The following is an 18,447-nucleotide window of genomic DNA, read 5'->3' as shown; positions in this document are numbered from 1 at the left end:
TGCTGCCATCGTTGTGTGTAAATGGTTGCGTGTGTCCGGGTGGATGCGCATTCCCTGCATGTTGGTGTGTGTGGGTGTGGTTGCAGCTAGGTGGGCGTGATTGTGGATGCAGGCTTTTGTGTTTGGGTTGGTGCGCTGTTGGGTGTCTGGGATGGCATGCGTGTTGTTCCTTGTGGCTTCGTCTGTGTGCATGGTCGTTGTGGTTGTGTGTGTGGGTGTGGGTGTGGTGTGTGAGAACTGTATAGTGGACGCGAGCATCTTTATTCTTTGTTTGTGTGCATGCCTGCTTTGTGTGGGTGTGTGTTTTGTGTGTGTAAGGGCGTACGGTGGATGCCTTGGTATGCTGGGCCGATGAAGGACGTGAAAGGCTGCGTTAAGCCTCGGGGAGTTGCCAATTGAGCGTTGATCCGAGGATGTCCGAATGGGGAAACCCCGCACCGGTTATGTGGTGTGACCCGCAGATGAATTCATAGTCTGTGTGGGGGTTGACGCGGGGAAGTGAAACATCTCAGTACCCGTAGGAGAAGAAAACAATTGTGATTCCGTGAGTAGTGGCGAGCGAAAGTGGATGAGGCTAAACCATGTGTGTGTGATACCTGACAGGGGTTGCGCATGTGGGGTTGTGGGGATGTGTTGTGTGGGTTCTGTCAGGCCTGCGCATGGCAGTGTGCGTTAGCGGAAGTTGCCTGGGATGGTGCGCCGTAGTGGGTGAGAGCCCCTGTACGTGAAGGCGTTGTGCTGTTGTGTTGACATGTTGCCCCGAGTAGCAGCGGGCTCGTGGAATCTGCTGTGAATCTGCCGGGACCACCCGGTAAGCCTAAATACTCAGTGTGACCGATAGTGGATGTAGTACCGTGAGGGAATGGTGAAAAGTACCCCGGGAGGGGAGTGAAATAGTTCCTGAAACCGTGCGCTTACAATCCGTCAGAGCACTTCTTGTGTGTGATGGCGTGCCTTTTGAAGAATGAGCCTGCGAGTCAGCGGCATGTCGCGAGGTTAACCCGTTTGTGAAGGGGTAGTCGTAGCGAAAGCGAATCCTCATGGGGTGTTGTAGTGGCATGTCCTGGACCCGAAGCGGGGTGATCTACCCATGGCCAGTGTGAAGCAGCTGTAAGAGGTTGTGGAGGCGCGAACCCACTTAGGTTGAAAACTGAGGGGATGAGCTGTGGGTAGGGGTGAAAGGCCAATCAAACTCCGTGATAGCTGGTTCTCCCCGAAATGCATTTAGGTGCAGCGTTATGTTAGCTTGCCGGAGGTAGAGCTACTGGTTGGTTGAGCGGGACTATCATCTTAGCAACATCAGCCAAACTCCGAATGCCGGTGTAAGTGATGCATGGCAGTGAGACTGTGGGGGATAAGCTTCATAGTCGAGAGGGAAACAGCCCAGATCGCCGGTTAAGGCCCCTAAGGGTGTACTAAGTGGAAAAGGATGTGGGATCGCGAAGACAGCCAGGAGGTTGGCTTAGAAGCAGCCATCCTTGAAAGAGTGCGTAATAGCTCACTGGTCGAGTGGTTTCGCGCCGACAATGTAGTGGGGCTCAAGTACACCGCCGAAGCCGCGGCAAGCATGCTTTTTGTGTGTTTGGGTAGGGGAGCGTCGTGTGTGGGGTGAAGCAGTATCGTAAGGGGCTGTGGACTGCACGCGAGTGAGAATGCAGGCATGAGTAACGAGTGATAAGTGAGAATCTTATCCGCCGGATGACTAAGGGTTCCTGGGTCAAGTTCGTCTTCCCAGGGTGAGTCGGGTCCTAAGGCGAGGCCGACAGGCGTAGTCGATGGTTAACGGGTTGATATTCCCGTACCCGTTGTCACGCGACCAAGACTGAATGGTTGATACTAACCACCCTGATCTGTTGCTGTCATGCTCTTTGAGTGTGTGGTGATGGTGATGCGTGGGGCCTGATGCTTAGTAGGTCAGTGATGGGGTGACGCAGTGAGGTAGCCACGCCGTTTATTGGATTGCGGTGCAAGCGTGTGGCACGAACCTTTGTTAAATGCGGGGTTCATTGTGTGTGAGGCGTGATGCGTAGCCCCTTTGGTGGGGTGATGGTGGTGATCCTGGACTGTCGAGAAAAGCCTCTAGCGATGTGTGGCAATGGCCCGTACCCGAAACCGACACAGGTAGTCAGGTAGAGAATACTAAGGCGGTCGGGTGAACTGTGGTTAAGGAACTCGGCAAATTGCCCCCGTAACTTCGGGAGAAGGGGGACCTGTGCTGGTGATCATGCTTTACGTGTGTGAGCTGGTGTGGGGCGCAGAGAATAGAGGGGAGCGACTGTTTATCAAAAACACAGGTCCGTGCGAAGACTTTTACGTTGATGTATACGGACTGACGCCTGCCCGGTGCTGGAAGGTTAAGAGGACCTGTTAGATCACTTTTGTGTTCGAAGCGGAGAATTTAAGCCCCAGTAAACGGCGGTGGTAACTATAACCATCCTAAGGTAGCGAAATTCCTTGTCGGGTAAGTTCCGACCTGCACGAATGGCGTAACGACTCCCCTGCTGTCTCAACCACAGGCCCGGTGAAATTGCAGTACGAGTAAAGATGCTCGTTTCGCGCGGCAGGACGAGAAGACCCCGGGACCTTCACTATAGCTTGGTATTGGTGTTCGGTGCGGTTTGTGTAGGATAGGTGGGAGACTGTGAAGCGGCCACGCTAGTGGTTGTGGAGTCGTTGTTGAAATACCACTCTGACCGTAGTGGATACCTTAACCTTGGCCCATGATCTGGGTTGGGGACAGTGCCTGGTGGGTAGTTTAACTGGGGCGGTTGCCTCCTAAAGAGTAACGGAGGCGCCCAAAGGTTCCCTCAGCCTGGTTGGCAATCAGGTGGCGAGTGTAAGTGCACAAGGGAGCTTGACTGCGAGACCTACAAGTCGAGCAGGGACGAAAGTCGGGACTAGTGATCCGGCACCTACTTGTGGATGTGGTGTCGCTCAACGGATAAAAGGTACCCCGGGGATAACAGGCTGATCTTCCCCAAGAGTCCATATCGACGGGATGGTTTGGCACCTCGATGTCGGCTCGTCGCATCCTGGGGCTGGAGTAGGTCCCAAGGGTTGGGCTGTTCGCCCATTAAAGCGGCACGCGAGCTGGGTTCAGAACGTCGTGAGACAGTTCGGTCTCTATCCGCCGCGCGCGCAGAAACTTGAGAAAGGCTGTCCCTAGTACGAGAGGACCGGGACGGACGTACCTCTGGTGTGCCAGTTGTTCCGCCAGGAGCACGGCTGGTTGGCTACGTACGGAAGGGATAACCGCTGAAAGCATCTAAGCGGGAAGCCCGTTTCAAGATGAGGTTTCTTTTGAGGTTCCCACGAGATCAGTGGGTTGATAGGCCAGATCTGGACACACAGCAATGTGCATGAGGTGACTGGTACTAATACACCAACAACGCAAAACTCAACAACACAACCGAAGAAGAGTTCTGTATGCAACAAACGCGTCCACTATGCAGTATCTGACACACCACGTCTGCTACATAAGCCACAACAATAAATCAATTAAGGTCCACTGCCCGACAAAGGCACGGACACATCCCCAAAATGTGTCGGTGGTTGATGGCGGCGGGGAAACGCCCGGACACCATTCCGAACCCGGAAGCTAAGCCCGCCCGCGCTGATGGTACTGCATCCGGAAGGATGTGGGAGAGTAAGTTACCGCCGACCCAACAACTTCACAACAACCCAACCCCCCTTCACACCAAAAGGGGGGTTGAGGCATTTTTACTACAATCCCGGTGCGATGAACTCACGCTCGGTGGCGCTTAAAGGATCAACAAACCTCAATGAGGTACTAGCAAGCTGCAAAGGCCGAGAGAAGTCGTCTTCGCCCCACCGACTTATCTCGGGATAGATCGCGTCATGAAGAATTGGCACGCCTGCGTGATGCATCTGCACACGAAGTTGGTGGGTACGCCCCGTGACCGGCGCGAGGACGTAGCGGGCGAGGCCGGAGCCGTCGTTAAGCGGGCTGACAGCAAGCAGCTCAGTGTGCGCGTTGGGTTGTTCGTTGTCAACGATAGTTGCCGCGATATCGCCGTGCTTTTTTACAATGTGATGCTGCCATGTGGCGGGTGCACGAAGCCCGCGATCCGCCGCGATAGCCTCGTAGCGTTTTTCTACCGCACGATTGGCGAAAAGCTGTTGGTAAGCGCCGCGTATTTCACGGCGTTTGGTCAACATCAACAGTCCTTGGGTTTCCCGGTCGAGTCGGTGGGCAGGAGTGAGCTCCTCGTTTCCAGTTGCTCGCCTTAAACGCACCGTCGCCGTTTCCGTGATGTGGGCCGCCCGTGGCATGGTTGCCAAGAAAGGCGGTTTGATCACCACCATGATGTTTTCGTCCTCGTAGAGCGTCTCAATGTTAAAGGGCACGGGAGTCTCGGGCGCTGGGCGGCGGTAGAAGAAAACGTCTGTTCCAGGCGCTATGAGGGTCGTTGGGCTCAGCGGGGTGCCGTCGCGAAGCACGACTTCGCCGTCTTGGAAGCGTTTGGACAGCGCTGAGGAGTTGTCATCCGGGTGTTTGTGCCGCTGTGTGGCGATAACGCGCTCAATGAACTCCCATGCTGTGACCGCTTCGGTTCCGGGCAGGCGTACCCTGCTGGCGGAGAGCCCGCCGCGTGGGGGAAGCGGGTGAGCGGATTTCTTTCGTGCCATCGGGTGTAAAGTTTAGACCCATGGATTTTGCTGCAATTTTGGAACCGGTAATGAAGTTCTTTTCCGCGGGGATCGGCGCCATTATCGCGGACGTCATCCAGGCGCTTTACGGCGTGCTGTACCCGTCGAACTCGGATGCTGCTGCGCCGATTGAGATTCCTAAATAGTGCTTTCATCCTTTTCTCGTGGCGTTGCTAGAGACGGTAGAGTGAAGGTGTACGCAGTGAGCCCCGTTTATAAGCGGCACGTCACGCCACCGGCGGGCGCGCACTGAACTTCGATGGGGTTTCCGGTGGGGAACCCGGGAAAGGGGCGAGTATGTCACGCGAAGATATCGTCGTAGTTGCCGTCGATGGAAGCCCTGCGTCTGATAATGCAGTTCGTTGGGCCGCGAACACCGCCACCAAGCGCGGCATCCCGTTGCGCCTGGCCGCCAGCTACACCATGCCGCAGTTCCTCTATGCAGAGGGTATGGTTCCGCCGCAGGAGCTTTACGACGACCTCCAGCGCGAAACCATCGAGAAGATCGATTCCGCTCGGCGGATCGCTCTTGAGGTTGCGCCCGATTTGATGATCGGGCACGCCGTGGCGGAGGGCTCCCCCATTGACATGCTGTTGGAGATGTCGAAGGAAGCCACAATTATCGTGATGGGATCGCGCGGCTTGGGTGGTTTGTCGGGCATGGTTTTGGGTTCCGTGTCCAACGCAGTTGTTTCGCACGCGGACTGTCCCGTGGTGGTTGTGCGGGAGGACAACGCGATTAACGAGGACAACAAGTACGGGCCTGTCGTTGTGGGAGTGGATGGTTCCGAGGTTTCTCGTAAGGCCACCGCTGTGGCTTTCGACGAGGCGCAAGCGCGCGGCGCTGAGCTGGTCGCGGTTCACACGTGGATTGACACGCAGGTGCAAAGCCCGGGCGCTGGTTTTGTCATCACAGATGATTACTGGGATGAAATCCAGAAGGAAAAGAAGGTGCTGCTCGATGACTACCTGAAAGAAAGCGTCGAGGCTCACCCGGACGTGCAGGTCAGAACTATTATTGCCCGGGAACGTCCGGCCCATGCGCTGGCGGAAGCCGCTGTGGGTGCCCAGTTGCTTGTCACCGGTTCACATGGGCGTGGCGGTTTCAAAGGGATGCTGCTTGGGTCGACTTCGCGGGCGCTGCTGCAGATTACACCGTGCCCGATTATGGTGGTGCGACCCGTGGAGTAGGGAAATTGTTGTGCATTGTTTATCTCGTTGATGTGTAAATGTGTTCGACATAGCCTCCTTTATGGGGGATAATCGAAGTGTAAATAACTAGACATATATCGAAGGGATAATAAACATGCCAACTCTGGGTTTCATCGGTTGGATCGTCATTGGCGGCATTGCTGGCTGGGTTGCTTCAATGATCATGAACCGCGACGCTTCTATGGGCATCTTTGCCAACATTGTCGTTGGCATTATCGGCGGTTTCTTGGGCGGTTTCGTCCTCGGCCTGTTCAATGTGGACGTTGAAGGCGGCGGAATGTTCTTCAGCTTCCTGACCTGTCTGCTCGGCGCGGTGCTCCTGCTGTGGATCGTCAACTTGATTACCTCTCGCAGGCGCTAAGACCAGCTTTTAGCTCGACCCGGTGCTCATGCACCGGGTTTTTTATGTCCCCAAAACTGGTATATACGGACTGGTTTGTCTACATTGTAAGTAACGCGAAAGTCCGACATCGCAGCAAGGGAGAGAAACATCCGTGGCTAACCCAGGCGCACAATCGACGGCAGCGAACGCCCGTAAGACGACCACGCGGCGACGCAACCGCCCGAGCCCACGGCAGCGGCTTCTCGACGCCGCCACGAAACTGTTTACCGAAGAAGGCATCCGTGTGATCGGCATCGACCGCATCCTGCGTGAGGCAGACGTCGCCAAAGCCTCCCTATACTCCCTACTCGGTTCCAAGGATAACCTCGTCATCGCCTACCTGAAGCGCCAAGACCAGGAGTTCCGCGAACGCTGGGAACAACGCAGCGCCGTGGCGAACGAAGTGGATGAGAAGATTCTTGCGTTTTTCGATATGGCGATCGAGGAAGAACCAGGCAAAGGGTACCGCGGCAGCCCATTTTTCAACGCGGCCAGCGAATACCCGCGCCCGGAAACGGAATCGGAGGAGCGGATCGTGGCCACCTGCCACGAGCACCGCGAGTGGATGCGCACCACCATGGCGGAGCTTCTACGCACCAAAAACGGATACAACTCCGAAGGCGAAGCCAGCCAACTGCTGATCTTCCTCGACGGCGGACTGGCGGGCGCGCGTTTCGTGCGCAACACCTCCCCGCTGACCACAGCCCGTGAGCTCGCCGTGCAGCTCCTTGGCGAACCACCCGCCGACTACTCCATTTGATCAACGTCTGCATTCTTCGCGAGCCGCTGCGCCTCTTTCTTTGCCGCACGGCGTTTGCGGGCCAGCTCGCTTTTTTCCGCTTTCGAATCCTTCGCCGCCTGCCTCTCGGCGGCCTTCTCTGCAGCAAGTTCGCGCCGCACCTGCCCCAGGCTGGAGGGATGGGCCACGACAGAAAGTTTGCGGCGGCGCCGGGAACGCTTCTTTTCTCGCTGCTCGCGAACCTCGCAACGCATATTCTCGCGGGAAGTGGCGATGAGGGCTCGGGTGTCGTCGTCAAGCGGAAGCTTGCGCACCAGCATTTGCCACAACACGACCGTCTGGCACAGTGTCCAGAGGTTACCCACAAACCAATAAATCAAAAGCGCAATGGGGATGCGCCCAGACAGACCCGCCAAGGCGATCATCAGGGGAACGAAGAAAACGAACACCCAAATGATCTCGTAGACGCGCCGCGAGCTCTTGTTGTCCCACTCCAGCGTCGAGCGGGTACGCAACTGCGACAGGACCAGGTTGAAGGTGGTAAAGAAAACCGCGCTGGCCAGCATCGGGATCGAAAGGGCGCGGACATCGGAAAACGTGGTCCCCAAGTGCGCGAACTGTTCCTGCGACATCGCCATATAGGCCGGGAGGGGAACACCCCGGAAAGAAGCTTCCTGAAAAGCGGCCACATCGGCGGGAGACAAAACCCCCAGCGAATGACCGCCTCGGCGCTCCGGCACAGCCATCCACAAAAGCAGGCGATACAAACCCAGGAAGAAAGGGATCTGGAGCAGCGCCGGTAAACAACCCGCAAAAGGGTTGTAGCGGTGCTCTTTATGGATTCGTTTGGTTTCCTGCTCATGCAGGTGCACCCCTTCAGGAGTGATGTCCTTGCCGTACTGCTCATCAAGCGCGGCGAGCTTGGGGCGCATCACCACGGTCAGGCGGGCCGTTTTATAGCTGATCCACGTCAGCGGCGAAACCAAGGCACGCACCGTGATCACCAGCAGCACCACCGAGGCCACCCAGGCGGTCGAGCTGGGCACGTGCAGGATTGTCTCCAAAAGCCAGTGCCACATCTTCATCACCGCAGAGACGGGATAGACGAACGCCTGGATCACGCGTGAACCACCATTTCTTGCGAGCGTTGGACTAAAGATTCGATTGGGTTAATGTTAAGCCATGCCATCAGTCGCGCCCACAGTCCCGGCGGCGCAACCACACCGCCGGCGCATCACCTCAGGTGAAATCCTTGGCGAGCTGTTTTTGACAATTGGGGCGCTGCTGCTCCTGTTCGCCTTCTACGAGTCCTTTTGGACCAACGTGCACTCCGGGCAACTGCAAAAAGCCGCGCAGGAACAGCTTGAACAGCAGTGGGTCAACCCCCGCGCTGCGAAATCCATTGAGTTGGGCGACGCCTTCGCCCGCATGTATATCCCAGCCTTCGGGCCGGACTTCCAATTCGCCATCATCGAAGGTGTCGAAGAAAAGGAGCTACTCGCCGGGCCGGGCCGCTACCCAGATTCCCAAATGCCGGGCGAACCGGGCAATTTCGCAGTCGCCGGACACCGGGTGGGAAAGGGCGCGCCCTTCAACGACCTCGGCCGTCTCAACTCCTGCGACTCCATCGTCGTGGAGACGCGGCAGGAGTGGGTGACCTACCGGGTAATGCCCATGTCGTCCGACCCGGCTGAGCGCGCCGCCGAAGCCGCATCCTGCTTGGATAAAGACCAAACGCAACGCGTCGCCCATGGTGATTACTCCCATGTCAAAGGCCGACACATCACAGTGCCCAGCAACGTCTCCGTCATTGATCCCTTGCCGGAAAACAACGCCGTGGAAGTCAGCGAGGCCCTTGAGGGAGTGATCACCTTGACCACGTGCCACCCGCAGTTTTCCAACGCGGAGCGCATGATCATCCACGCGGTGCAAACCGAGGTTGTGGAAAAACCGGCTCCGGCACCTGAAGCTTTGACGGAGGTGAGCTAGATGTATTCACTTTTGTGGCGTTGCCTGCCCGGCGGGACGGCAGTCAAGACCTTGATCGTCCTTGCGCTGCTGGTCGGGGTTTTCTTCCTGCTTATGGAGGTAGTTTTCCCCTGGGTTTCGGCGCAGATGCCCTACAACGATGTGGTTGTCTAAACCCAGCGGTTACAACCCTAAGTTTGCAATCACCTGCTCAGCAACCGCCTGGGCTTTGATCGATTCTTGTTGATTGCTCCACACAGACACCGCTACAGAGCCTTTCGCCACGGAATAAATCGCGCCGGGGAAACCGGGGACATCCCCACCGCCGGCGCGGCCCCCGTTCCACCCCGCGGGTTTATCGGCGGGCCCGGTGGCGTCGATAGGCGCAGCCCAGTCCACCACGGACATGGCCTCCTCCGGGCTGGTCATGTGGCGCACCACCACGGTCAGCTGCGGCTCCTCCGGGTAGGACCAGAACTGGCAGGCGGGGGTGTCGAAGCGTTCGTCAATGCCGGATCCGGTGACGCGTTGGCCATTGGTCTGTGCCACCCACTCCGCGTCTAAGTAGGGGCAGTTGCTGAGGTCGTTTCGGTCGGCGGTGGGCATCGCGTCGATAGGCAAGCCCTGATCCGGTGCAGTGGCTTGCGGCGCTGGCGTTGCCGCAGGAGGCGGTGTTTGCGGCGGCGTGTGCGAGGAACAGCCGGTGAGCAAGATAGCCACAGCTAAGGCTGTGGGTAGGGTAATGCGCATGAGTTCAAGACTAGTGCTGGCGGAGGATAACTCGGCGCAGGTCCCGGACAATAAGGCCCTTGACACAGGCATCACGGTTTTGAGCGTGTCACTGTTGGTGATTTCGCTGCTTGAGCTTATGCGTCTGCCTTTGGATTATGTGCTTTTGCACATTGTGTTGGTTTCCGTGTTTTCTTTCCTCCTGTTCTACGGAATGGTGGAGTTGCACCGGTGGGGCCAAATCGGACGTTGCCTATGGTTAATGGCGCTGACCAGCGTATGGATCAGCGATGCACTGTTTTCGGCGGTGGCCCTGTATTGGGTGTTTACTTTGTTTTTTGTCTACCTGCGCGCCTTCAACAACTGGATCGGCGTGGTGTGGGTCACGCTCGGCTTGGGGGTGGCAATCGGCTTGCAGTGGCCGGCCGGGCTTACCCTTGGTGGAATCGTCGGTCCGGTTTTGTCGGCGTTGGTGGTGGTGGCCTCCAATTATGCTTTCACGACGATTGCACGGGTGAGCAAGGAAAGGCAGCAGCTTATCGACGAGCTCCTCGCTACCCGCGAACAACTCTCCGAGACGGAGCGTGAGGCCGGGGTGGCCCAGGAGCGCGAGCGCCTGGCTCACGAGATCCACGACACTGTCGCTCAGGGCTTATCAAGTATCCAAATGTTGTTGCACGCCGCTGAGCGGGACTTAGGTGCCACCGCACTAGATCCCGCGGAGCTGGAAGCACCGCTGCGGCGGATGGAAACGGCGCGCCGGGCGGCGTCGAATAGCTTGGCGGAGACGAGGGCGATCATCGCGGCACTGACGCCTGCCTCTTTGAAGGAGACGTCGCTAAGCCAGGCTTTGGGGCGCATCGCCACTGACTTCGGCGCCGCGGGGGAGATGGACATTGAGGTGGAAACTGACGGGGAGGCGGTGCAGTTGCCGATGCGCACAGAGGCTGGTCTGCTGCGCATCGCTCAGGGGGCGGTGTCAAACGCAGCAAAGCACTCCGGCGCTTCGCTGGTCCGTCTCACGCTGACCTACGAAAGCGACGAGGTGCGACTGGACGTGGTGGACAACGGGTGTGGCTTCGACCCGGATAACCAGGTCGCCTCGCAGACCGGGATGGGTCACCTCGGGTTGGATGCGATGCGCACTCGCGCTGCGGAACTCGGTGGGCAGTTGGTGGTTGAGTCTGCACCAGGTGGCCCGACAGCCGTCTCGGTGGCAGTTCCCGGTAATGTCAACCGAAAGGAGGGCAGCGACTAATGATTCGTGTTTTGCTTGCGGACGACCACGAAATCGTCCGCTTGGGCCTGCGCGCCGTGCTCGACGAGGCCGATGACATCGTAGTCGTCGGTGAGGTAGCCACGGCCGAAGGTGCAATTTCAACTGCCCGCGCCGGCGGCATAGACGTAATCCTCATGGATTTGCGTTTCCGCGCGGGCCCAGAGGGCAGCCGCGTCACTTCGGGTGCGGAAGCCACCGCGGAGATTCGGCGCACGATGGAAAACCCACCCAAGGTGTTGGTGGTGACCAACTACGACACCGACGCTGATATTCTCGGCGCGATCGAGGCCGGGGCGGTGGGTTACTTGCTGAAAGATTCGCCACCGGAGGAGCTGCTGGCGGCGGTGCGCTCATGCGCAAAGGGTGACCAGGCGATGAGCCCAGTGGTCAAGACGCGGCTTGAAACGAGAGAGCGCGCGCCCCGGTCCTCCCTGACCCCGCGGGAGCTGCAAGTTTTGCAGTTGGTGGCGCAGGGATCGTCGAACCGTGAGATTGGCCACGATCTGATGCTGTCGGAGGCGACGGTGAAATCCCACCTCGTCCACATTTACGACAAGCTGGGCGTGCGCTCGCGGACCTCAGCGGTGGCCGCGGCCCGTGAACAGGGTGTCCTTTAGGAGTTCGACTTTTCCTGAATCTCGCGGGTCAGCTCCGTGATCTCGCGGTCGATGGAGTCGTGCGCGAGGCGCTGCTGCTGGGGGTTCATGTGCTCGGCGTTGCGCACGGCAAGGTCAAGCTCGGACAGGCGCACCTCGAGGTCGTTGCGGAAGCTGTTGCTCAACTCCTCGTTGTGTTTGACATTGTCGCGGATTGCTTCGATACGCGCCTTGAGCTCGGCACCGAGACCGGAGTAGCGGGCTAAATCCTGGGTGGTCAGACCCATGGAGTTGGCGCGGCTTTGAATGCGCTTTTGCTGGTAGGAGGTCAATGCGCGGTAGGCCAAAGGGGCGAGCACGGGGATGAGGATACGGGCGGCACCGATACCGTTTTTCGCTTTCTTTTTGGTCAGCCCGGATTCCTGGATGCGCTTGAGGTGGGCTTTGGCTAGCTCTTTTTCGTGTTTACGCTTGGCTTTCAGGCCCTTCTGTTCGGCATTGAGGAGGCGTTTTTCCGCTTTATCTAAAAGCTGCGCGGTGCGGCGGTCGGTTTTCGCCTGCTCTTTCGCGGTTTGCCGGGCGCGGGCTTGGGCAGCTTTAATCTCGGCCTTGGTGGCTGCCCGGTATTTGCGGATGGTATTGAAAATTCCCATGGGGGAGGAGCTCCTTGAAAATTATGCGTAGCTTATTGGTGTTCCACTTTACCTACTTGGAGGCGGTAGGCTTGGGGATGTTGTGAGCTGCGCTGAAATGGGACCTGTCGTGGTGCGCGCCTCGGATTTGGTGGGGTGTCGCTACCGGCTTCGGCAGCGCTTGAAGTATCCGGAGGTGCCGCCGCTGCCGGATGCGGTGGAGCGCCAGCCGCTGATCGACGCCGCCCGCGCCGCCGTCTTTTCCGCCTTGCCCGTCAAACGTGCGCTTGGCGACGGTTCCTCGCGCCGCTTTACTCGCATTGACCTGGACCCCTCGTGGCCTGCCGAATCGGAAAAGGCAACCCGCCTGGCGATGCATCGCGGTGCCGACTTGATCACCCACGCCCTGCTCACGGGCACGATCGACGGTGTAGATGTGGTGGCCGAGATTGACATATTGGCCCGGCAAGGGTCGCACTATCTGCCGGTGATGATTTCCAGTCACCGCGTGGCGCGTACCACCGAGGCAGGGCAGGAGATTTCTTTCATCCCGACGGGGCGGTTGAGTTTGGGCCAGCCGATTGCGGTGCAGGGCAGAGCACGCAACCACACGGTGGATGGTTACCGTTTGGCGTTGGCGCATGCGTTGTTGGGGGAGGCGTCGGCAGGCGAGGGCGCGCTGATCGGGCAGGATCGCGGCCGCGCCTACTTGGTGGATGTCGAACGCAAACTCGCGCCGCTGCGGGAGGCGCTGGCGGCACCGGTCCCCACAGAGCCGCTGCGGTTGAAGCAGTGCGCTTCGTGCCGTTTCTGGCCGCTGTGCTCTCCACGACTGCGAGAACTTGATGAAGTCTCCCTGGTCTACCCCGGCGGGCGTGCCGACGCGCTGCGCGAGCGTGGCATTAACACCGTCGCTGACCTCATCGAGGCAGATCTTGGAGAGCCTTCGACGGTGGCGCGGGCCTGGCGCGAAGGCATCCCCGTGTTGAAACGGGCAGGAGGGCCGGACATTCCGCGCGCGGATGTAGAAATTGATGTGGACATGGAGGCTTACCTGGACCAAGGGGCGTACCTGTGGGGCGCTTTCGACGGCGAGGTCTACCACGCTTTCGTCACCTGGGAGGAGGTAGGCACGCAGGCGGAGGAAGCAAATTTCCGCGCGTTTTGGACCTGGCTGATGGACGTTCGCGCTTCCGCCCACGACATGGGCAAGACTTTCGCGGCCTACTGCTACGCAGCGGGAGGGGAAAACCACTGGTTGAAGTCCTCGGCGGAGCGCTTCGGGTCCGTCGACTTGGAGGATGTGCAGCGTTTCATAGCCTCCGATGAGTGGGTCGATGTTTTCGCCTACTGTCGCCGCAACCTGGTGGGCACGGAAGGGTTGGGATTGAAAGTGTTAGGCCCTGTCGCTGGTTTTCTTTGGGAAGATGACAACGTCGACGGGGAGCGCTCCGTCGCGTTGCGTTTGGCGGCGCGCGGCGGGGACCACAACGCCCGGGAGATGCTGTTGCGCTACAACGAGGACGATTGCCGCGCCACCCGCGCGGTGCGGGATTTTATCGCTGCCGGTGCGCCGGGAGTACCCGAGATTTAGCGCATAAGCGCTGCCGCCACCGCGACGAGGGCTGTGAGGAGGGCGGCGAGCACTGCGATGAACCCGGCCCATGGCAAACCGGAAAAGGCAGCGCCTGTGGCCGCGCCCACGATCGAAGAACCCATGTAGTAGCTGAACACGTACAGGGAGGAAGCCTCGGCGCGGTCGTGCTCGGCGAGCACACCGACCCACCCGGAGGCGGTGGAGTGCATGGCGAAAAAGCTCGCTGTGAACACCAACATGCCGAACAGCGCTACCCACAGGTTCGACACCATCACCACCAGCACCCCGAAAAGCATGAGCGCGGCCGAGGCCAGCACCACCCAGCCGCGGCCGTAGCGGGTGACAAACACCCCGGCGCGGGCGGAGGAAAACGTGCCGGAAAGATACATCACGAAGGCTAGGCCGGCCAGCGCCGGCGGGAGGCCGAAGTGCGCGATAGCTCGGTAGCCGAAGTAATTGTAGAGGGAGACGAATACGCCCATGCCGATGAAGGCAGTGGCGTACAGGCCTACAAGACGGGGATTGGTCAGGTGCTGCAACACAGCACGGACCTCCACGCCAGGGCGGATGCTGTCTTTGGGTACGAAGTTGCGTTGCCGGGGCAAAAGCACCATCACCAACAAGGAAAGGAAAAGGGCGAAAGCGGAGGTGGCAAACAGCGCCCACCGCCAGGAAGCGAACACCAAGGTGGCGGCGGGGATGAGCCTGCCGGTCAGGCCCCCGATGGAGGTACCGGCAATATAAAGGCCCATGGCGCCGGCGAGGTCGCGCCGGTCAAGTTCCTCAGAAAGCCAGGTCATGGCTACCGCGGGTGTACCGGCGATCAGCGCGCCCTGCAGTGCGCGCAGGGCGATGAGCTGGGCTGCGGTTTGGCTGAGCGGCAGGCACATGCCGACTATTGCCGCGGCGGGAGCGGAGATTAAGATGATCCGCCCGCGGCCGTATTTTTCCGACAAGATAGAAAAGGGGATGACGAAAAGAGCGAGCGCACCGGTGGCGGCGGAGACTGTCAAGGCGGCGGTGCCGGGCGGCACGCCGAGCTCTGTGGTAAATACCGGCAGCAGCGCCTGGGTGGAATAGAGGGAGTTAAAGATGGCCAGCCCCACTGCGAGCAACGCTAGCTGCGCGCGCCGGAACTCGGGCGTGCCTGAGCGGATCTTCAACTCTTTGTCCTTCCCTCTCGCGCAGGTCATTGTAGCCCCCGGGCCCAAGGCCGAAAAAGTGGGTTAGGGCCCGTTGAGGGACCCTAACCCACTTGTCAAAAATGCGAGGCGTTTACTTGGATGCGGCGGCGAGGCGCTCGTTGACGTCCTGCCAGTTCACGACGTTCCAAAAGGCCTTGGCGTAGTCAGCCTTGACGTTTTTGTACTGCAGGTAGTAGGCGTGCTCCCACATGTCCAGCATGAGCAGCGGGGTGAAATCGACGGAGATGTTGCCCTGCTGGTCGGTCATCTGCTGGATGATGAGGCGGCCGGCAATGTGGTCGTAGCCCAAAACAGCCCAGCCGGAGCCCTGGAGGGAAGTTGCCACGCCCTCGAACTGGGCCTGGAACTTCTCAAAAGAGCCGAAGTCGCGTTCGATGGCGGAAGCGATCTCGCCGGTCGGGGCGCCGCCACCATTCGGGGTCATGTTCTTCCAGAAAATGGAGTGGTTGGTGTGGCCGCCCAAGTTGAAGGCTAGGTTCTTGGACAGGGCGCGCAGCTTGTCCGGGTTGGCTTCGCCGTTGCGCTCGGCTTCGAGGGCTTCGAGGGCGCTGTTGGCGCCCTTGACATAAGTGGCGTGGTGCTTGGAGTGGTGCAGCTCCATGATCTCCGCGGAGATATGGGGCTCAAGCGCGTTGTAGTCGTAGTCGAGTTCGGGAAGTGTGTAAACAGACATTTTGGTGTTCCTTTCGTTGTGGAATTGCTAACGAGGCCCATCATAGACACTTTTGTTTCCGCCGCAATGATTTTTGTTTAATTATCAACATTTCTGTGTTGCGGGAATTATTACCCGCTCTGAGGCGTTTGTTCGGACATGGGATTTCTTTACGGACTTGGACCGAAGCCTCAGCTTGTCGACGCCTCCCAGGCCTTGCCCGGACGCAACGAACCTGTCCTTGCGCAGCCCCGCCCACACGCAGTGCTGGGCACCCCGCTCACTGGGCCCTGGCGCGAAGGCCAAAAGCGACTGCTCATCGGGCTTGGCTGCTTCTGGGGCGTGGAGAAGATGTACTGGCAAATGGACGGTGTTGAATCAACCTCCGTCGGCTATGGCGGCGGTCTCACCCCGAACCCGACCTACCGCGAAGTCTGCTCCGGGGCCACCAACCACGTCGAACTGGTGGAAGTGGTCTACGACCCGGAGACGATCAGCATGAAAGACCTGGTGCGCGCCGGGTTGGAGGCTCACGACCCAACCCAAGGCTTCCGGCAGGGCAACGACACCGGCACCCAGTACCGCTCCGCGTTTTATACCGATAGCGAGGAAGAAGCCGAACTAATCCGCCAATGGGTTGCCGAGTACGGCCGGCAACTGCAAGCCGCCGGGTACGGTGAGATCACCACGGAGGTCGGCGCCGATGTGAGCTACTACCTGGCCGAAGACGAGCACCAGCAGTACCTGCATAAGGTGCCCAACGGCTACTGCCCACACCACTCCACCGGAATTGCCTGCGGCATTTAGTTCAGTAGTTGAACTTCACCCGCTTCATCACCGCGGGGCGGCGCAGCTTCGTCGCGTCGCGGTGGATCCACAGGCTGATGCGGTGCAGCGTGGACGCCGGCAAATCAGCGCCCATCACCGCAGCCCAGTAGGAGACGGTCTCGTCGTGGTAATTGTGCCCGTGAGGCGAGGGGCAACTTTGGGAAGAAAGCTGGTCGATGCCGACCTGCCAGAAGGTAATAAAAGGAAACCAGCGCAGTGTATAGGGGACGTCGAGAAGCTGCGCGCGCGGCGCAGGCACCCCGCGCGAGCCTGGTTCCTTGAGCCAATCGGGGGCGCGCCACGCCAGCGACCAGTCCCACCACACAACCGGATCGGAGGCGTGCTGGGCAAACACAGCGCGCGGCTGCTCCCACTCATGGGCGTAGGCGGCCCCGGAATAGTCGTGGTTTAGGTGGCTGGGGTGGGCGCAGAAGCGGATGTGGCGGCCGCCGTCGATAAGCGGCAAGCGCTGCGGGCTGCCCTCGTCGCGTGAACGGGTCAGCGCGCTGTGGATCCGCGCGAAGCCGGGCACGCCGGTAAACACCCCACCAGCAACACTTTGAAGAAAATCGTCGACGCTGTCGAAAGCGTCTGAAACTCCATAAGCGCCCAAGGACTCGCCACCAACATAGAGACGCGGGCGATCCTTTTCCGGCATCTCCGACAGACGATCCCGGATTGCCTCCAGCAGCATACGCGCCGAACGGGTCGGCGACTCGCGATCCGCCAGGTACGAGTAAGCGGAAGGCAAATATGAATACTGCATAGCCACAATCGCCGTATCCCCCCGGCCGATGAACTCAAAGCCGGAAGTGTGAAAGTCGTTAATCCACCCTGAACCCGCCGAGGACATCACCGCCAGGTGCGAGCGCGACCAAGCGCCGGTCCGATCCATCTCCTCCAAAGCCCGCTTAACCATCATCTCGGTAGTGCGCCTTTTGCCCAGCCCGATAAAAATACGGATCGGCTCGCCCGCCTCACCGGGAATGCCCAGCACCTGCTCTATGTCGCGGGCGCGAGGCCCACCCGCCACCACAGCGCGGCCCTGCCGCCCCATCCGCCGCCACGACTCCAGCGACGCCAGCGACCCCGAACGCTCCGGCTCGAAAGGGCGCGGCGCGCCGGGCAAAAACTCACGGTCCAACTCCTCGGCATTGCGATAAACCCGCGACAGGAAATTTCGCAGCACCACCCGGTCGGTAAATAAAAAGGCCAGGCCAGCCCCGCCGAGAACCGCCAAAGGTAGCGAGGTCACCGGCGGCAACCGCTTGCCCAACAAAAAATTCAAAAGGTCTACCAACACCTGCAACGCCTCACCGACGGCCAGCAACGCCCCGTAGCCCAAAGTGCCTACAGACACGCCCGTGAGCAGGGAACTCAAGCGGTAGTCGAAGGCGAATCCCACCATCTCCACCTGGTTGATGTGACGACGCCGAGAAAGCGCAAAAGTGGTCACAGACACCACGCTCATTCCCAGGTGAAACACGGTGTTGGCGCTTTTCGGCAACTGCGGACGCACATGGATGCCCGGCACCAACACCGCCAAGCGGCGCACCTCTCCGAGCACCGAGCCGACGAAGTGCCCCACCCCCTGGCAGATCGCCACGTTCGCCGCCACCACCCACCAAGGATGCGGCAAAAGCGAAGGCGAGATAGCGCCCCAGGTCGCCGCCTCAGCGCCCAACACACCCGCACCAAAATTATCGGGAAGCCGGCGCAGCCCCCGCATCCGCACAACCGGAGTCAAATCCGCCCACACCTCCACCGCCATCAGCGGCACGGTAAGCAAACCATGCCGATTGAAGGAGTAGCGGCGGCGGGCGCGTCGTAAAGCACGCGAAGGCAAAAGGTCGGCGGGACGGGTGGCGGCGACTAGCTCTCGCGCCACCGCGCCAAGCCGTGCGACGCCACCGCGGGAAACCATGGAAACCATTGTGGCAAAACCTTCCCGCTCACG

The 18,447-nt window shown here is 59.6% G+C and carries 17 protein-coding genes and 2 rRNA genes; 12 read left to right on the top strand and 7 right to left on the bottom strand.

Translation table 11 applies throughout. The features are described 5' to 3' along the window. Nucleotides 1-303 precede the first annotated feature (303 nt). Both VLL26_RS08335 and rrf read left to right on the top strand, forming a co-directional pair. Nucleotides 304-3,398 (top strand): 23S ribosomal RNA (locus tag VLL26_RS08335). Nucleotides 3,399-3,544: 146 nt separating this feature from the next. Next, nucleotides 3,545-3,663: ribosomal RNA gene (gene rrf, locus VLL26_RS08330) — 5S ribosomal RNA — on the top strand. Nucleotides 3,664-3,723: 60 nt separating this feature from the next. Here rrf and VLL26_RS08325 read toward each other — a convergent pair. Next, nucleotides 3,724-4,650 carry a pseudouridine synthase gene (locus VLL26_RS08325; RefSeq protein ID WP_342318635.1) on the bottom strand — a complete coding sequence of 309 codons (927 nt, stop codon included), beginning with the start codon at nucleotides 4,648-4,650 and terminating at the stop codon, nucleotides 3,724-3,726. Nucleotides 4,651-4,670: 20 nt separating this feature from the next. On the opposite strand from VLL26_RS08325, the gene VLL26_RS08320 reads away from it, so the two are divergent. The 4 genes from VLL26_RS08320 (at nucleotide 4,671) to VLL26_RS08305 (ending at nucleotide 7,025) form a co-directional block, all read left to right on the top strand. Beyond that, nucleotides 4,671-4,817, top strand: coding sequence for a hypothetical protein (locus VLL26_RS08320; RefSeq protein WP_342318634.1), 147 nt, complete (start codon nucleotides 4,671-4,673; stop codon nucleotides 4,815-4,817). A gap of 151 nt (nucleotides 4,818-4,968) precedes the next feature. After that, nucleotides 4,969-5,862: a universal stress protein gene (locus tag VLL26_RS08315; protein WP_342318633.1), complete on the top strand. Its 894-nt coding sequence runs from the start codon at nucleotides 4,969-4,971 to the stop codon at nucleotides 5,860-5,862. Nucleotides 5,863-5,977: 115 nt separating this feature from the next. Further along, entirely contained in the window at nucleotides 5,978-6,244 is a 267-nt protein-coding gene (locus VLL26_RS08310; protein ID WP_342318632.1) for a GlsB/YeaQ/YmgE family stress response membrane protein, read from the top strand. A 133-nt stretch (nucleotides 6,245-6,377) separates the two neighbouring features. Then, nucleotides 6,378-7,025 carry a TetR/AcrR family transcriptional regulator gene (locus tag VLL26_RS08305; RefSeq protein ID WP_342318631.1) on the top strand — a complete coding sequence of 216 codons (648 nt, stop codon included), beginning with the start codon at nucleotides 6,378-6,380 and terminating at the stop codon, nucleotides 7,023-7,025. Here the strand turns inward: VLL26_RS08305 and yidC are convergent. Further along, the gene (gene yidC, locus VLL26_RS08300) at nucleotides 7,013-8,125 is read right to left on the bottom strand and encodes a membrane protein insertase YidC (protein WP_342318630.1); all 1,113 of its coding nucleotides are present in this window, start codon (nucleotides 8,123-8,125) and stop codon (nucleotides 7,013-7,015) included. The two genes, VLL26_RS08305 and yidC, sit on opposite strands and share 13 nt — an antisense overlap. Before the next feature lie 61 nt (nucleotides 8,126-8,186). Between yidC and VLL26_RS08295 the strand changes: the two genes are divergently transcribed. Together VLL26_RS08295 and VLL26_RS08290 are read left to right on the top strand one after the other, a co-directional pair. After that, a complete protein-coding gene (locus VLL26_RS08295) occupies nucleotides 8,187-8,993 on the top strand; it encodes a class E sortase (RefSeq protein ID WP_342318629.1) in 807 nt (268 codons plus the stop codon). Next, on the top strand, nucleotides 8,994-9,146 hold the full coding sequence (locus VLL26_RS08290) for a hypothetical protein (protein WP_342318628.1): 153 nt from the start codon (nucleotides 8,994-8,996) through the stop codon (nucleotides 9,144-9,146). Between the two features lie 9 nt (nucleotides 9,147-9,155). Here VLL26_RS08290 and VLL26_RS08285 read toward each other — a convergent pair whose 3' ends face one another. Continuing rightward, nucleotides 9,156-9,722, bottom strand: a complete 567-nt coding sequence (locus tag VLL26_RS08285) for a DUF2020 domain-containing protein (protein WP_342318627.1) — start codon at nucleotides 9,720-9,722, stop codon at nucleotides 9,156-9,158. Here VLL26_RS08285 and VLL26_RS08280 point away from each other — a divergent pair. Next, complete coding sequence (locus VLL26_RS08280; RefSeq protein ID WP_342318626.1) at nucleotides 9,721-10,959, top strand: sensor histidine kinase; 1,239 nt, start codon at nucleotides 9,721-9,723, stop codon at nucleotides 10,957-10,959. The two genes, VLL26_RS08285 and VLL26_RS08280, sit on opposite strands and share 2 nt — an antisense overlap. Beyond that, the gene (locus VLL26_RS08275) at nucleotides 10,959-11,597 is read left to right on the top strand and encodes a response regulator transcription factor (protein WP_342318625.1); all 639 of its coding nucleotides are present in this window, start codon (nucleotides 10,959-10,961) and stop codon (nucleotides 11,595-11,597) included. The genes VLL26_RS08280 and VLL26_RS08275 overlap by 1 nt, the downstream gene beginning before the upstream one ends. On the opposite strand, the gene VLL26_RS08270 is transcribed toward VLL26_RS08275, so the two are convergent. Further along, nucleotides 11,594-12,229 carry a DUF6474 family protein gene (locus VLL26_RS08270; RefSeq protein WP_342318624.1) on the bottom strand — a complete coding sequence of 212 codons (636 nt, stop codon included), beginning with the start codon at nucleotides 12,227-12,229 and terminating at the stop codon, nucleotides 11,594-11,596. The two genes, VLL26_RS08275 and VLL26_RS08270, sit on opposite strands and share 4 nt — an antisense overlap. A 97-nt stretch (nucleotides 12,230-12,326) precedes the next feature. Between VLL26_RS08270 and VLL26_RS08265 the strand changes: the two genes are divergently transcribed. Then, entirely contained in the window at nucleotides 12,327-13,802 is a 1,476-nt protein-coding gene (locus tag VLL26_RS08265; protein WP_425292312.1) for a TM0106 family RecB-like putative nuclease, read from the top strand. Here VLL26_RS08265 and VLL26_RS08260 read toward each other — a convergent pair. Continuing rightward, complete coding sequence (locus VLL26_RS08260) at nucleotides 13,799-14,962, bottom strand: MFS transporter (RefSeq protein ID WP_425292311.1); 1,164 nt, start codon at nucleotides 14,960-14,962, stop codon at nucleotides 13,799-13,801. The genes VLL26_RS08265 and VLL26_RS08260 overlap by 4 nt on opposite strands. 118 nt (nucleotides 14,963-15,080) lie before the next feature. Further along, nucleotides 15,081-15,683, bottom strand: a complete 603-nt coding sequence (locus VLL26_RS08255; RefSeq protein WP_342318621.1) for a superoxide dismutase — start codon at nucleotides 15,681-15,683, stop codon at nucleotides 15,081-15,083. 138 nt (nucleotides 15,684-15,821) lie between these two features. Between VLL26_RS08255 and msrA the strand changes: the two genes are divergently transcribed. Further along, nucleotides 15,822-16,469 carry a peptide-methionine (S)-S-oxide reductase MsrA gene (gene msrA, locus VLL26_RS08250; protein ID WP_342318620.1) on the top strand — a complete coding sequence of 216 codons (648 nt, stop codon included), beginning with the start codon at nucleotides 15,822-15,824 and terminating at the stop codon, nucleotides 16,467-16,469. Nucleotide 16,470: 1 nt separating this feature from the next. Here msrA and VLL26_RS08245 read toward each other — a convergent pair whose 3' ends face one another. Beyond that, on the bottom strand, nucleotides 16,471-18,423 hold the full coding sequence (locus VLL26_RS08245) for an alpha/beta-hydrolase family protein (RefSeq protein WP_342318619.1): 1,953 nt from the start codon (nucleotides 18,421-18,423) through the stop codon (nucleotides 16,471-16,473). Nucleotides 18,424-18,447 lie beyond the last annotated feature (24 nt).

It is taken from the genome of Corynebacterium sp. BD556 (assembly GCF_038452275.1).
In the GTDB taxonomy this organism is placed as follows: domain Bacteria; phylum Actinomycetota; class Actinomycetes; order Mycobacteriales; family Mycobacteriaceae; genus Corynebacterium; species Corynebacterium mayonis.
This window is presented reverse-complemented; position numbering and strand designations above follow the sequence as displayed.